At 66.5% G+C, this 14,892-nt stretch carries 12 protein-coding genes; 6 read left to right on the top strand and 6 right to left on the bottom strand.

Annotation, left to right across the window (positions count from 1 at the left end; translation table 11 throughout):
• Positions 1 to 17 precede the first annotated feature (17 nt).
• Positions 18 to 1,391, top strand: a complete 1,374-nt coding sequence (locus tag MOQ72_RS21075) for a nitrate/nitrite transporter (RefSeq protein ID WP_242185829.1) — start codon at positions 18 to 20, stop codon at positions 1,389 to 1,391.
• 33 nt (positions 1,392 to 1,424) lie between these two features.
• Here the strand turns inward: MOQ72_RS21075 and sigJ are convergent, their stop codons facing one another.
• On the bottom strand, positions 1,425 to 2,348 hold the full coding sequence (gene sigJ / locus MOQ72_RS21070) for an RNA polymerase sigma factor SigJ (RefSeq protein WP_242185827.1): 924 nt from the start codon (positions 2,346 to 2,348) through the stop codon (positions 1,425 to 1,427).
• 487 nt (positions 2,349 to 2,835) lie between these two features.
• Here sigJ and wrbA point away from each other — a divergent pair, with 487 nt between their 5' ends.
• On the top strand, positions 2,836 to 3,444 hold the full coding sequence (wrbA, locus tag MOQ72_RS21065; RefSeq protein ID WP_242185821.1) for an NAD(P)H:quinone oxidoreductase: 609 nt from the start codon (positions 2,836 to 2,838) through the stop codon (positions 3,442 to 3,444).
• A gap of 68 nt (positions 3,445 to 3,512) precedes the next feature.
• On the opposite strand, the gene MOQ72_RS21060 is transcribed toward wrbA, so the two are convergent.
• The 4 genes from MOQ72_RS21060 to MOQ72_RS21045 form a co-directional block, all read right to left on the bottom strand.
• Positions 3,513 to 4,511 carry a methyltransferase gene (locus tag MOQ72_RS21060; protein WP_242185734.1) on the bottom strand — a complete coding sequence of 333 codons (999 nt, stop codon included), beginning with the start codon at positions 4,509 to 4,511 and terminating at the stop codon, positions 3,513 to 3,515.
• Positions 4,512 to 4,521: 10 nt separating this feature from the next.
• Positions 4,522 to 5,664, bottom strand: coding sequence for a DegT/DnrJ/EryC1/StrS family aminotransferase (locus MOQ72_RS21055; RefSeq protein WP_242185732.1), 1,143 nt, complete (start codon positions 5,662 to 5,664; stop codon positions 4,522 to 4,524).
• Positions 5,665 to 5,679: 15 nt separating this feature from the next.
• Positions 5,680 to 6,237, bottom strand: a complete 558-nt coding sequence (locus MOQ72_RS21050) for a cupin domain-containing protein (protein ID WP_242185730.1) — start codon at positions 6,235 to 6,237, stop codon at positions 5,680 to 5,682.
• A gap of 63 nt (positions 6,238 to 6,300) precedes the next feature.
• On the bottom strand, positions 6,301 to 7,524 hold the full coding sequence (locus MOQ72_RS21045; RefSeq protein WP_277954428.1) for a type III polyketide synthase: 1,224 nt from the start codon (positions 7,522 to 7,524) through the stop codon (positions 6,301 to 6,303).
• Between the two features lie 245 nt (positions 7,525 to 7,769).
• Here MOQ72_RS21045 and MOQ72_RS21040 point away from each other — a divergent pair, with 245 nt between their 5' ends.
• The 4 genes from MOQ72_RS21040 (at position 7,770) to MOQ72_RS21025 (ending at position 11,744) form a co-directional block, all read left to right on the top strand.
• Positions 7,770 to 8,840: a methyltransferase gene (locus MOQ72_RS21040; RefSeq protein ID WP_443706320.1), complete on the top strand. Its 1,071-nt coding sequence runs from the start codon at positions 7,770 to 7,772 to the stop codon at positions 8,838 to 8,840.
• Between the two features lie 37 nt (positions 8,841 to 8,877).
• The gene (locus MOQ72_RS21035) at positions 8,878 to 9,948 is read left to right on the top strand and encodes a methyltransferase (protein ID WP_242185727.1); all 1,071 of its coding nucleotides are present in this window, start codon (positions 8,878 to 8,880) and stop codon (positions 9,946 to 9,948) included.
• 294 nt (positions 9,949 to 10,242) lie between these two features.
• Positions 10,243 to 11,136: an LLM class F420-dependent oxidoreductase gene (locus MOQ72_RS21030; protein WP_242185724.1), complete on the top strand. Its 894-nt coding sequence runs from the start codon at positions 10,243 to 10,245 to the stop codon at positions 11,134 to 11,136.
• 128 nt (positions 11,137 to 11,264) lie between these two features.
• Positions 11,265 to 11,744 carry a carboxymuconolactone decarboxylase family protein gene (locus tag MOQ72_RS21025; protein WP_242185717.1) on the top strand — a complete coding sequence of 160 codons (480 nt, stop codon included), beginning with the start codon at positions 11,265 to 11,267 and terminating at the stop codon, positions 11,742 to 11,744.
• Positions 11,745 to 11,868: 124 nt separating this feature from the next.
• Here the strand turns inward: MOQ72_RS21025 and MOQ72_RS21020 are convergent, their stop codons facing one another.
• On the bottom strand, positions 11,869 to 14,457 hold the full coding sequence (locus MOQ72_RS21020; RefSeq protein ID WP_242185715.1) for a type I polyketide synthase: 2,589 nt from the start codon (positions 14,455 to 14,457) through the stop codon (positions 11,869 to 11,871).
• Between the last annotated feature and the right edge of the window lie 435 nt (positions 14,458 to 14,892).

Raw genomic sequence — 14,892 nt, 5'->3', positions numbered from 1 at the left:
CCCGGAGAGGATTCGAGATGGCCACGAACCCGAGTACCGAAGAGCCAGGCAAGAAGAAATGGATCGACCACTGGGAACCCGAGGACGAGGATTTCTGGGAGCACACCGGGAAGAAGATCGCGAACCGGAACCTGTGGTTCTCGATCTTCGCCGAGCACATCGGGTTCTCGGTATGGACGCTGTGGTCAGTCCTGGTGCTGTTCATGGGCCCGGACTACGGGTTCTCGGCCGCCGACAAGTTCCTGCTGGTATCCACGCCGACGCTGGTGGGTTCGATACTCCGGCTGCCCTACACGCTGGCCGTGGCGAGGTTCGGTGGCCGCGACTGGACGATCATCAGCGCTGGACTGCTGCTGGTGCCGACCATCCTGGCCGCGATCGTGATGCGGCCCGGCGTCCCGCTCTGGGTCTTCTTGCTGGTGGCCGCGGTCGGCGGCGTCGGGGGCGGGAATTTCGCGTCCTCCATGACCAACATCAACACCTTCTACCCGCAACGTCGCAAGGGCTGGGCACTCGGGCTCAACGCCGGTGGTGGCAACCTCGGCGTCGCGGTCATCCAGCTCGTCGGGTTGCTGATGCTGAGCACCGCGGGCGCGGCGGCGCCGCAGCTGGTGCTGTGGGTCTACATCCCGCTGATCGTGCTGGCCTGCCTCGGCGCCGTGCGGTACATGGACAACATCTCCAGCGTGCGCAACGACCGCGGCGCGATGCGCGAGGTGGTCATGCAACGGCAGGCATGGGTGATGTCGTTCCTCTACATCGGAACGTTCGGCTCGTTCATCGGGTACAGCTTCGCCTTCGCCCTGGTGTTGCAGAACCAGTTCCACCGCACCCCGGTGCAGGCCGCCGCGGTGACCTTCCTCGGGCCGTTGCTCGGTTCGCTGTCCCGGCCGCTCGGCGGGAAGCTCGCCGACACGATCGGCGGGGCGAAGGTCACCCTGGTGACCTTCCTGCTGATGGCCGCTGGCGCCGGGCTGACTCTCGTCGCGTCGAGCATGCAGTCGCTTTCGCTCTACACTGCCGGTTTCGTCGTGTTGTTCGTGCTGTCCGGGATCGGCAACGGCTCCACTTACAAGATGATCCCGGCGATCTTCCGCACCAAGGCGGCGCTGGCCGTCGCCGAAGGGGCGCCGGAACAACCGGAAGTGCTGAAGGCGCGGCGGCTGTCAGGTGCGCTGATCGGCGTCGCCGGTGCGGTCGGCGCGCTCGGCGGGTTGTTCATCAACCTGGCGTTCCGCGCTTCCTTCCAGAGCTTCGGCTCCGGGGATGTGGCGGTCTACGCCTTCCTCGCGTTCTACCTGGTCTGCGGTGTGACTACCTGGGCGGTGTACCTGCGCGGCGAGTTCGCCCGGTCGTCCGAGCAGTTCACGCTGGCCCGCGCTGGCGTGTGACCCCGCAGGACTCGACTGGCACTGTTCGGCGGTTCATGTCCAAGGCCGGAGCTTCTCGGGGTTCCGCACTGCCCAGATGCGCTTGATCCGGTCGCCTGCCACGTCGAACGCCAGCACCGTCACGGTGACGCCCGCTTGCTGCGCCACCAGACCAGGCTGACCGTTGACCGTGCGCTCCAGGATTGTCAGGTCCGGTGTCCTGCCCGCGATTTCGACGAAGGCGCGCGCGACCTGCCCGCTGCCTTCGACGGGGCGGAGCTCGGCGCTGGCGAGGCCGCCGCCGTCAGCGATCGTCGTGACCTCCGGGTCGAGGAGGCCGATGAGGGCGTGGATGTCCTTGGCCTCCCATGCCTGCTTGAAGTCCCGGACGAGGTTGGTGCGCTGGACTGCCGGAGTCGCGGGAACCTGCGGCGCACGAATGCGGCGGCGGGCCGACGAGGCGAGCTGGCGACATGCCGCTGGCGTACGGCCAACGATCTCGGCGATGTCGGCGAAGGAGTAGCGAAAGACATCGTGCAGGATGAACGCCACGCGCTCGGCCGGGGTCATCGATTCGAGCACGACGAGGAAAGCCATGTTGATCGACTCGTCGAGGGTGACCCGGTCGACCGGGTCGACGCCGCCCGACCGCCCGGTGATCCACTCCGTGCGGTCGGGCAGCGGCTCCGGGATCCATTCACCCACGTACCTCTCCCGCCGGGCCCTTGCCGAGCCGAGCAGGTCGAGGCAGATGCGGCTGGCGACCGTCGTCAGCCAGCCGCCGGGGGAGTCGATGGCGTCCTGCTGCTGCGGGGTCAGGGCGTACCAGCGGGCGTAGGTCTCCTGCACGACATCCTCAGCATCGGCCAGGGAGCCGAGGAGCCGGTACGCGAGATTGATCAGGTGACGCCGCTCGCTCATGATCGCGGTCAGGCCCGGATCGAGCCGACCGTCGCCTGGCTCGCGTCGCGTGCTCATGGTGTCGCCAACCCCCTTGGAGAGTGCGCAAACCGGCTTGCGTGGCGGTGCGGGTAGCGGAACCTCAGCGGCCGTCTCGACTCCGGGATCCCCGACTTACGTATGTCCCAATACGCGGCGTCGGGGCTGTCCTCGCGGGGAGAACCCCGGAGGGGTGGGCACCGTGAACCCGCGGCGGTGCAAGTTGCGAGGGTGCCTGGAAGCGGCTTCGCCGCTTGCCTGACGCCAATCTCACCACTGCACACAACCGCTTCCAATCTGCGCGGGCTCTTGGTCACGCCTGCCTCACAGTTCGACGAGACAACGCAGCGAACTGTGAGGTCGGCGCGTCACCTCACAAAGCGGGGGATTGCGTCGTCGTACTGGTGGAGATCCGCTTCGCCCCTGGTCGGGATGCGAATCGCCATGGCCGCAACCGCCGCGCTGGCGCTGCCCGGCCCACTCGTCCGACCGTACCCTCCGGCACCGCGAAGGAAGAAAACTGATCATGGATTCCGTGAATGTCGCGATCATCTACTACAGCGCTACCGGCACCGTGCACGCCCTGGCGCAAGCCGCCGCAGAGGGCGCGGCGAAGGCTGGCGCGCAGGTGCGACTGCGCAAGGTCGCCGAAACGGCCCCGCCGGAGGCGATCAGCGCCAACCCCGCTTGGGGCCAGCACATCGAGGAGACCGCCGATGTCGTCCAGGTCAGCCACGACGACCTGGAATGGGCCGACGCGGTGCTGTTCGGCACCCCCACCCGCTTCGGCAACCCGACCAGCCAGCTCAGGGCGTTCATCGACACCACCGGCCCCCTGTGGTTCGCGGGCAAGCTCGCTGACAAGGTGTACTCGGCTTTCACCGCCAGCAACACCGCCCATGGCGGACAGGAGTCCACCCTGCTGGCGCTGGCGAACACCTTCTACCACTGGGGCGGCATCATCGTGCCTCCCGGCTACACCGACCCCGTCCAGTTCAAGTCGGGCAATCCGTACGGCACGTCCCACGTGACCGGCGAAGGCGAGCCCAGCGACGTGGCCTTGGAAGCAGCCGGTTACCAGGCCCGACGCGCCGTCGGCACCGCAGCGGCGCTCAAGGCTGGCCGCGCCGCCTAGGGTCTGTCGCAGCGGCGGCCCCGGCATGTGCGCCGGGGCCGCCATTTCCCATCCGTGCGGGGAGTTTGCTACCTGGCGAAGACCAAGGTGGCTGGCGTCAGCGTCGGGTGGAACGAGATGTCTTCGAAACCGGCCTTGGTGAGCCAGGCGTGGTAATCGGCTCGCCGCCAGGTTCCGCCCTGCTTGCTCTTGAGCAACATCTCCGAGGCGAAGAGCAGTGCCAAGGGTGGGCCGCTTCGGTCGTCGTCGACGATGTAGTCGTTGATGACCAACGTGCCGCCGGGCTTGAGGGCTTCCCGGAGCTTCGTGAAGATCGCTACGTTGTCCTCCGGCCCCTCCTGGTGGGCGATGTGGGAGTACACCGCGATGTCGTAAGCGCCGACGCCGAAGTCGACGGTGTGGAAATCACCGTCGATGCGGGAAAATCGGTCAGCCACGCCTCGCTCGGCCACCAGCCGTCGGGCGATCGCGTTGATCGGTCCCCAGTCGAGCTGAGTCGCGCGGGCGGCCGGGTTGAGCTCTAGCCAGCTGGCCGAGTAGATGCCCGAGCCGCCGCCCACGTCGAGGATCGAGATCTCTCCGGCCTCTGCCAGTCGCAGCAGGTCGGCGGCGATCGTCGCCACCGGAACGGACTGCGCGGCGATGGCCTGGACCACCTTCTCCCAATGGGGGTTGTCGGCCACCTCCACCGTTGCGTCCGTCACCGGCCCCCCGGTGCGGACTACCTCGGGCAGGTCCGCCAAGCCGCCCATCTGGCCCAGCTTGAGCTTGGCGAAGTTGCTCAAGCAGGCCGGCTGGCCTTCGACCAGGAAGGCGGCTGCTTCGGCGGTATTGCGGTAACTGCCGTCCCGCAGCTCGACCAAGCCCATACTGACGAGGCCATCGAGGAGGGTTTGAGCGCCCCGCTCGGAGATCCCGGCTCGGGCGGCCAGTTGGTCGGCAGTGTCCGCGCCAGCGTCGAGGTGATTGAACAGCGAGTGGCTCGCCGCTGCGCCGAGGATGCCGGTGGCCCAGTAGCCGTTGATGAGCCGCAGAATCCGATCCGGCGTCGGTTGGCTGTTTTGCATGCTGCCCTTCCTAGGTCCGCTGTGGACGCGCGTGGGTCCGGAGCGTGTTGCGCAGGGTTTCCGCGACCCGTTCGACCTGGTTCATGCTGAGCTCGGCGTGCATGGGGATGGCGAGAGTGCGCTGGAAGAGGTCCGCCGAGACCGGGCACGACTGCTTGGTCTCGTACACCGGCTGCAGGTGGCACGCCCACGTACCGTGCCCGCAGCCGATGCCCTGAGCACGGAGGTCGGCGGCGACCCCCGCGCGGTCGACGCTCGGATCCAACGTCACCTGGTAGGACTGCCACGCGTGGGTCCGGTCCTGCGGCACGTGCGGCAGCGTGATGAGTTCTTCGTCGGCGAGCAATTCGCGGTAGCGCGCCGCGCACGCGTTCCGACGGTCCAGCAGCTCGTCGATCCGGCCCAACTGCACCTGCAGGATCGCGGCGGCGATGTCGGACAGCTTGAAGTTGTAGCCGATTTCGGTGAACTCCGGGATCGGCAGGCCGATGACCTTCGCCTGACCGAAGATTGCTTCGATACCGAAGGACGACCGCAGCCGCGCATCCACCGCGAGCGCCGGATCGGCGGTGAGCAAAGCCCCGCCCTCACCGCTGGTGATTCCCTTGCGCCCGTGGAAGGACAAGCAGGCTACCGGTGCCAGCGCACCCGCCTGGCGCCCCTGGTACGTCGCGCCAACCGCGCATGCGGCGTCCTCGACGAGAAACAGTCCGTAGCGATCCGTGATCGACTTCAGCTCCGCGTAGTCGGCGGGCAGACCGACCGTGTCCACCGCGATCACACCCACGGTCCGCGGACCGACCAAGTCCGCTACCGCCTGCGGGTCCACGGTGCCGGTATCGGCACGCACGTCAGCGAAGACGGGGACCGCGTCGACGTAGCGCGCCGCGTGGGCAGGAGCCGGGAAGGTGTAGTCGGCGACGATCACTTCGTCGCCTGGCTCGACGCCGAGCGCGAGCATGGCCAGGTGCAGCGCGGCGCCGCAGTTGCTCAACGCGACCGCGCCACCAACCCCATAACGTTCGGCCAGCTCCATCTCCAGCGCCGGTCCCCTCGGGCCCTGACCGGCTGGCCAGCCTGAAGCGAACACCTCCGCGACGGCTGCCAGTTCCTGCTCCCCCAAACTCGCGTGAACCAGGGGAATCGTGTCCATTGTGGTCACCTCCCGCTACGCTCCACGTTCCACTTCTCGATGGGAATTCAGGGGATTGGGTGGTGTGTGGTGCAGTGGTGTGAGTTGGTTTATGTCGTAGCGGTCGCGGAGTTGTTGGATGGCGTGGGGGTCGATGGTGTTGCCGGTTGAGAAGATTTCGACGATTTCTTCGAAGTAGTGTTCGTGGTCAGGTGGTGGGTAGCTCTGGAAGAGCATGCGGGTGGGTGTGGTGGTGGGGTTGGTGAAGGCGTGGGGACATCCGGGCGGGACGAACATGCAGCTGCCGGGGCCCGCGCGCAGCGGTCGGTCTCCGTTGGGGGATTGCCAGTCTTGCCACCGCGGGGGAGTTTGCGTGGTGGGCTCGAAGGCGAAGAGGTCGAGTTCGCCGTCGAGGACGTAGAAGAATTCTTGGGAGTGTTGGTGGACGTGGGCTCCCACGTCGAAACCGGGGGGCACGACGACTTCGAAGCAGGAGGCGAAACCACCTTGTGCTCCGGTGACTTTGAAGGTGACTTCCTGTGCTTTGGTGATCAGTTTCCGGCCCTGGCCGGGTGGGACGACCACGCCGTCCATACGATGGTCTCCTTGCGCGTCGGTAGGACGTTCTCGTTCACGGCCACGCCGTGACACTCTTGTTCACGGCACAGCGATTCCTGCCGCGGTCCTGTCGTCGGTGGTGCGTGTCGTGTCCACGGTCCAGCTGCCGACTGCCATTTCGGCGGTGATGCCGGGGCCGAAACCGGCGATGACGCCGGGGGCGCCGGGCGTGGTGGTGTCTTCGTCGAAGAGTGCGCGGAGTGCTTCGAGCACGACTGCGCTGGCGATGTTTCCGTATTCGGTCAGGGTCGCTCGGCTGTGCCGGAAGGCGTGCTCGTCGACACCGAGGAACTTGCTCAAGTCGTCCAAGATCCGTGGGCCACCGGCGTGGATGATGTAGAAGCCGAGGTTGGCGATGTCCCAGCCGTGCTCAGTGGCCAGCTCACGCAGCACCGGCGCCAGCGGTTCCATCGTGCCCGGCACCCGCCGGTCCAACTGGAAGTGGAAGCCGGTGGCCCGCACCGCGTAGGAGATCCATTCCTCGGTGTGGGGAATGAGATACGAGGCGTTGCGCTCCAACACCATGCCCGTGCCACCGCGGCCCCGCACCACCGCAGCCGCCACCGCGTCCCCGAACAACCCGTCCGACAGCAGCGAACCCACCCCGTCGTCGTCCGGTTGGTAGCACAGCGAGCACAGCTCGCAGGACACGATCAACACGTTGCCCTCGGGGTAGGCCGTGCAAAAATCATGGGCGCGATTGATCGCCGCACCCCCAGCCGCGCAACCCAACTGGGCGATCGGCATCTGCACCACATCCGACCGAAACCCCATGTTGTTGATCAACCACGCCGTCAGCGACGGCATCAGAAAACCGGTGCACGACACATAAATAATCGCGTCAATATCCCGCGCCACCACACAGGCATTCCCCAGGGCCTGTTCCACCACCTCGGGACACCGCTTCTTCGACTCCACCTCGTAGACGCGGTTGCGCTCCTCAAAGCCCGGATGGCGCAAAGTCTCCTCAATAGGCTGCACAATATGCCGCTTCCGCACCCCGGTGTTGCGAATCAACCGAAGCGCCAACGGAAGCTGCGACTTACCCGCATGCAACCGCTTGGCGAACTCCAACGTCTCGTCCATCGTCACAACATATTCCGGCACACTCACCGACGGCTTGCACAACGTAGCCATAACCAGCATCTGCCTTCTGTAGAAACTCCGCCAACTCCCCAACAGGCCAACCCAGCCACGCTCAGCCTCACCCACCCCACTTGCCACCGACTTGGCACCCACCTGCCAACAAACCCGCGACAGCATCCCCACCGCACAACCGCAAACCACCAACCCCGCACCAACCCACCAAACAGTCCCAGCCAAGTCCGGTGCCCGATGCTGCTCGACGCATGGAGCAGCGGCGAATTCCCCGCAACGCTCAACCTGGCCTCGCGGTAGCCATGTTGGCCACACCGGAACTGGCGACCGAGTGTTCCTCATCGAGGTGGGCATCGGCTTCATCTGGTGCGCCGCGGTAGTCGAAACGACCAACCCGAAGGGACTAGTGCATGACCGCAGAAGCTACACTCGCGCGATTTCGTGAATATATGGTGGGGCCCGCGCGATTCATGAACCTGATGTCCGCTTTCGAACTCGGCATCATCGACCAGCTTCGGGAAAACCCCGGCATGAGCGCGGTCGAGCTCGGTGACGCCGTCGGTGCCAAACCGGATGCCGTGGAGCAGCTTCTGCATCTGCTGGTCAAGGAGAGCTTCGTCTCCTACGACGCAGGGTCCGGCGGCTACTCCCTCGACGCGCTCGCAGGTGTTGCGAAGGCCGATCTCGACCGAGTGCTCACCTTCATGGACCTGGTAAAGGTCACCATGCTCAGGCAGTTGTTCTACCTTTCGGACAGCGTGCGGACCGGCACGGTCGTCGGCCTGAAAGAGCTCTACGGATTCGAGGGAACCCTGTTCGACGCCGTGGCTGAGCACCAGGACCTGCGTGAGACCTGGGCTACGAGCATGGACTTGGGCACCGCGCGCGTTGATCCGTGGTTCTTCGAGAACGTCGACATCCCATCCGGCGCACGGGTTCTCGACCTCGCCGGAAACACCGGTCTCGGGGCGATCAACACCTACCAGCTGAAGGCGTCGCAGGGGCTTCGGGTGACCACGTTCGACATGCCCGAAAAGGAAACGGAATGCCTGGCGAACTTCCGGGCTCATGGGGTGGAGGAGCACTGCTCCTTCATCGGCGGTGACGTTTTCCAGGAGGTCCCCAAGGGTTTCGACGTCGTGCTGATCAAGCACTTCGTGACCTTGTTCGACAAGAGCGATGCGTGCAAGATCCTCGCCAACGTCAACAAGTCCCTGGACGTCGGCGGGCAGGTCAACGTCCTGGTTCCGGTGTACCAGGACAACGTCAGGGATTTCGACTCCCGTTCGGTCGACTTCTACCCGGTGTTCTTCCTCGGCTGCGCCATGGGTCAGGGCGGTCCGCAGAAGCTGTCGACGTACCAGAGCTGGTTGGAAGAGTGCGGTTTCGAGATGACCAAGGTGACCGTTGAGGACCCCGCCGACATACCGCCGGACGCGTTCCCCCTGCAGGCCGTCCTGTGCGCGACGAAAACCGCATGATCAGCTGACCCCACGGCAGTCGCAAAGGGATATTCGAATGACACCTGAAGCCACGCTCGCACGACTCCGCGAATACATGGTGGGGCCCGGGCTATTCATGAACCTGCTGTCCGCCTTCGAACTCGGCATCATCGACAAGCTTCGGGAAAACCCCGGCATGACCGCGGCCAAGCTCGGTGACGCCATCGGCGCCAAACCGGACCACGTGGAGCAGCTGCTGCAGCTGCTGGTCAAGGAGCGTTTCCTCGCCTACGACGCGGGGTCCGGCGGCTACTCCCTCGATGAGCTCGCGGACGTCGCCGAGGCCGACCTCCAGCGAGCTGTCACCTACATGAACATGATCAAGGTCGTCGCGCTCCGGCAGTTGTTCTACCTCACCGACAGCGTGCGGACCGGCACGGTCGTCGGCCTGAAAGAGCTCTACGGATTTGACGGAACCCTGTACGGTGCGGTGGCTGAACACCAGGACCTGCGCGAGTCCTGGGCAACGTTGATGGACACCGTCACCGCCCGCATGGATCCGTGGTTCTTCGGCAACGTCGACATCCCATCCGGCGCACGGGTTCTCGACCTCGCCGGAAACACCGGTCTCGGGGCGATTCACACCTACCAGCTGAAGGCGTCGCCGGGGCTTCGGGTGACCACGTTCGACCTGCCCGAAAAGGAAGCGGAATGCCTGGCCAACTTCCGGGCTCAAGGCGTGGCCGAGCACTGCTCCTTCATCGGCGGTGACGTCTTCGAAGGCGTCCCCGAGGGCTTCGACGTCGTGCTGATCAAGCACTTCTTGGACATGTTCGACAAGAGCGACGTGTTCAAGATCCTCCAAGGCGTCAACAGGTCGCTTGAGGTCGGTGGGCAGGTCAACATCCTGGTGCCGGTGTACCCCGAAAACATCAAGGACTCCGACAACTACAACGTCGACTTCTTCCCGGCCTTCTTCCTCGGCTGCACCATGGGTCAGGGCGGGCCGCAGAAGCTGTCGACGTACCAGAGTTGGCTGGAAGAGTGCGGGTTCGAGGTCACGAAGGCGATTACCAAGGACGCTGCCGACATCCCACCGGACGTCATCCCCGTGCAGGCCATCCTGTGCGCGACTAAGACCGCATGACCAGTCGAGTTCAGCCTGGATCTACCGATGAAAAGCGATGCGAGGTAGCGCCATAGCTGGTAGACGCTTTCCGACCTGGGAGGGTGGGACTTGCCCGGAGTTTCATCCGACCAGGTTCGAAAGGCAGCTACCCGGCGCGGGATCTCACCCGTGCGGTGCCGAACCTCGTGTCCTGCGGTGGTCGAACGCGGCCATCAGGTCCCGATCGCCCGCCACATTCGGCATCCGTGATCCAGAACATGACCTGAACCGGCCGGACTCGACGTCCGGCCGGAGAGGTAGAGGTGAAGAAGAATGAAGTTCGGTGTGTTCTCCATGAACTCGGACGAGGGCCTGGACCCGCTCGAGCTCGCCCGCGAAACCGAGGGGCTCGGCATCGAGTCGATCTTCGTGCAAGACCACAGCCACGTGCCCGTGACCCGCCGGGTCCCCTTCGGCGCCGGGAACGAGAAGACCGCCAACATCGCGGAACGCAAGGACCTGAGCGCGGGATTCGAGGAAGCGGGGGGCGATATGCCCCGCGACTTCTACCGCAACCGCGAGCAGTTCGTGACGCTGGCCGGGATGGCCGCCGTCACCTCGACCCTGCGGATCGGCACCGGGATCTGCCTTGTGGTGCAACGGGATCCCATCTGGCTGGCCAAGCAGATCGCCACCCTCGACCAGCTGTCGCGTGGGCGGCTGCTGTTCGGGGTCGGGGTCGGCTCGCCGTGGAATCGCGAGGAGATAAGCAACCACAGCACCGATTACCGCACCCGGATGACGCTGATGGCTGAGCGGATGGCGGCGATGCAGCAGATCTGGGCGAACGAAAAAGCGGAATACCACGGCAAGTTCGTTGAGTTCGACCCCATCTACTCCTGGCCGAAACCGCTTCAGAGCCCGCGGCCGCCGGTTCTCGTCGGGGGCGACGGCCCCACCGTTCTGGACCGGGTGCTGGCCTTCGGCGACGGGTGGATGCCCGGTCACCACGACGACATGGGCTTCTTCCAGGCGCGGATCTCCGAGCTGCAGGAGCGTGCCGCGGCAGCGGGTCGTGGGCGGATGGAGGTCACCGTCTTCCTCGGTCGCCTCGACCGGCTCGACGACTACCAGGCGGCCGGTGTCGATCGCGTCGTGATCATGCTCCCGACCGGCGATGAACGGAAGTTCCTCAAGGACATCGCCGAAGCCATGTACCGCTTCTGACCGAGTCGGCCAATATCCAGGACTGTTCGATCACATTCCGCTGGCTCACATCTTTCCGGGCTACTTCGTCGGAGATGTGTAAGCCAGTCAGGGATCTTCGATCATCAGTAACGGCATAGGAGCTCACCGTGGATGCCCGCTTGAACCTTTTCGGCAACCAGGTCGCAACCAAGGTCCTGAAGTACCTCACCTCGGCGCACAACACCGTCGCGGCCTCGACGCTGCCAGCCACGACGCAGGAACTGGTGAGGCTCCGCGCCAGTCAGATCAACGGCTGCGGGTTCTGCACCGACATGCACACCAAAGAGGCCGCGCACGCCGGGGAGACCGCGGTGCGCCTCAACCTGGTCGCGGCCTGGCGAGAGGCCACGGTCTTCACCGAAGCCGAACGCGCTGCTCTGGAGCTGGCGGAGCAGGGCACCCGCACCGCCGACGCGGCCGGTGGTGTCACGGACGAGGCATGGGCGAACGCGGCCAAGCATTACGACGAGACCCAGCTGGCCGCACTGGTGTCCACCATCGCCATCATCAACGCCTTCAACCGCATGAACGTCATCGTCCAGCAGCCCGCCGACGGCACCTATCAGCCCGGCCAGGCGCTGCTCTGACAACGAGGAGCGCTTGGCCGGTGCCGTCTCGCACCAGCAGCAGCACATGCCCCCGGCCCTTTCGTCGGGGGCGTTGTTCTGGCCCGGTAGTTGGCCTTCCCAGCCCGGGGCAGGGTCCCGGAAATCAGACCGGCTCGGCCAGTCCGGAGCCGCCGGCCTCCGGGACGTGGCCCCAGAACCGATCGTTGGCGAAGGGGTATCCGACCAGCTCGGCGAAGCGCTGATCGCCGGTGCAGTTGACCGCGTCCCAGTCGACCGGCGTGCCCTCGGCCCAGATCCGGCCGAGCGCGGTGGCCATCCCGGCGAAGGGACCGTCAGCATGGCCACCGATCGAGACCGCGCTCACCGGTTCTCCCTGCGAGCCGCGAAGGATGAGCGCGGCGAGCGCCGTGCCGGGGCCCAGCTCGACGAACCGCCGGTTCCCTCGCGCGGTCGTGGCCCGCAGCGCATCGGCGAAGCGGACCGGCTCGGCGAGTTGACGCGACCAGTACTCCGCGTCGGACCACGCGTCCGCGTCCGGCACGGCTCCGGTCAGCGTGGAGGCAATCGGGGCCGTCGCGGGCGCTGGTCGGGCCGATCGCACCGCCTTCTCGTACTCGGCCGCGGCGGTGGCCACCAGCGGTGAGTGGAACGCGATGTCGCCGGGCAGGAGTCGGGACCGGATTCCGCGTTCGCCGAGTTCGCGGTGCGCGTTCTCCATCGATTCGGGGCGGCCGGAGAGCACGATGCGGTCCTCGGCAGCGTTCACCGCCAACACGAGATTCGGGCCGAGCAGGTCTGCGACGGCATCCGCACCGGCGGCGACGGACAGCAGCGCTCCCGGTTCGCAGCGGCGCATGAGTCTGTCCCGGGTGTCGAGCAACCACATGAGTGGCTCGCGCTCGAACACGCCAGCGAGATGCGCCGCAGCATACTCGCCGAGGCTGCTGCCGAGCAGTGCGTGGGCCTGGATGCCGGCGGCGATCAACACTTTCGCACACGCGATTTCAACGGCCACCAGTGCCGGTTGGTACGGCGGCATGGCGTCGACGGCCCGGCTGAGCAGCAACGCCGGATCGATGTCCAGCGCAGCGGCGCACGCGTCGATTTCTGCCCGGAACACCCGAATGGCGCGGTAGATGCCGGTGAAGTCGTCGTCGCCGCCGGTCTGGCCCGGGAAGACGAACACCAGGCCGCCCGCTGCGGCTGGCGCCATCGCTGTCATCCCTCGCAACGCTGCGGCGGCCTGCGCGCGGCAGGGCACCGCGACGGCCGACCGGGCACCGGAGTGCGCGTACCGTCCCGCCGCCAGAGTGTGCGCGACCTCGGCGAGTGCCAAACCGGAGTCGCGGTCGAGGCGCTCGGCGAGCGCGTCCGCGGTGCGCCGCAGTGCTGGGGCGTCGGCGGCGGACATCGGCAACACCGCCGGGCTGTCCGCTGGCCGCGCCGGGTCCTGGACGTACTGCTCGACGATCGCATGCGCGTTGGTGCCGCCCACCCCGAACGAACTGACCGCGGCACGTCGAGGCGAGTCCGGCCACGGCTCGGCGGCGAGCGGAATCCGGAACGGCGACCGCACGAGGTCGATGTCCGGATTCGGTTCGCGGAAGCCCGACAGCGGCGGGCGGATGCCGTCGCGTACCGCGCAGATCGCCTTGATCAGTCCAGCGATGCCCGCCGCCCGGCCGAGATGGCCGTAATTCGACTTCAACGAGCCCAACGCGCAGAAACCGGTCGCCTGCGTGTGCCTGGCGTAGGCACGCCGCGCCGCGTCGATTTCGATGTGGTCGTCGGTGCGCGTGCCGGTGCCATGCGCCTCGAAGTAACCGATCGACTCCGCCGGGACTGCGGCCAGGGCCTTGGCGATGACCTCGGACTGGCCACGCACGCTCGGCGCCATGAAGCTCGCCTTGGTCCGACCATCGTTGTTGGTCGCGGTCGCCCGCAGCACCGCGTGCACCCGACGTCCCTGGGCGAGCGCGTCGCCGAGACGTTGTAGCACCACCACGCCGCCGCCGTTGCCGTGCACGGTGCCGTTGGCCGAGGTGTCGAACGGCCTGCAGCGACCGTCCGGCGAAGTGATCATCCAGTCGTGGCGCGGGTACCCGAGGTCTTGGTCGACGTCCACGGAGATCCCGCCCGCGATGGCCACGTCGCTGAGACCGGCGCGCACTTGCTGCGCGGCAAGGTGCACCGCGACCAGGGAGGAAGAGCACGCCGTCTGCACCGAGACGGCTTCACCGCGCAGGTCGAGCAGGTGGCTGACCCTGGTGGCGAGAAAGTCGGCACCGGAGGCCAGCATGCGGAGGTAGCGTTCGTCGACGCCGGGATCGGCGGACTCCGCCAGCCGATACGTGCTGGGCGCAGCCGACGCGTACACCGACACGATCAACTCGTCGTCCCCTGGAATTACCGCCGCGGACTCCAGCGCGTGCCAGCACAGCTCCAGGAAGATCCGGTGCTGCGGGTCCATGGTGGTGGCTTCGGTGGGTGTCATGTCGAACGGCGCCGGGTCGAACCGGTCGATGTCGGCGAGTAGGCCGCTGGCGCCGACTCGGCCGGAATCGGGTGGCACGTGCCAGGTCGACACGCGGTCGGCGCCGTCCACGCAGAGCCGCCAGAACTCGGCGATGTCAGCTGCTCCTGGAAAGCGGCCCGCCATCCCCACTATGGCGATGTGCTCGTCCGGGTCGAGCGGTGCGGCTTCGTTGGTGGCGGTGAATTCGTTCGTCATGTCAGTGCCACCCGTGCGGTCGTCCCGCCTGGTACTGGACCAACCGACCACGTCTCGCAGTACCTCGGCGCGCGAGTGGACCCGTTCCGCGTCGAGCACCGTGTCATGGTGACCTGGCGTCCAGCGGATGCCATGGCGGTGACCCCTTCCCGCTGCTCCGTGCCGCGAACAGCATCGGCCACCGGACTTGGCTGGGACTGCTCAGCGGGTTGGTGCCGACTGGGCGGCTGTCCGCATGAAGGTCCACTGACTGTCCGAACAGGACGGACCAACTGAGGTCGGCGGGCACTTGACGCCGACCGGTGCGGACAACAGAACGTTGTGTCAACAGAACACGGCGGTGGAGCGTTTCGCCGACGGCCTCGGCAGACCTGGTCGCACCCTGCCCACCGCAACTCGGCGGGGCTTCGCGGTGACGTTCGGGCGACTTGTGGG

The organism is Saccharopolyspora soli (genome assembly GCF_022678645.1).
Taxonomy (GTDB): Bacteria; Actinomycetota; Actinomycetes; order Mycobacteriales; family Pseudonocardiaceae; genus Saccharopolyspora; species Saccharopolyspora soli.
The sequence above is the reverse complement of the archived record's forward strand: the minus strand, read 5'-3'. Positions and strand labels throughout refer to the sequence as shown.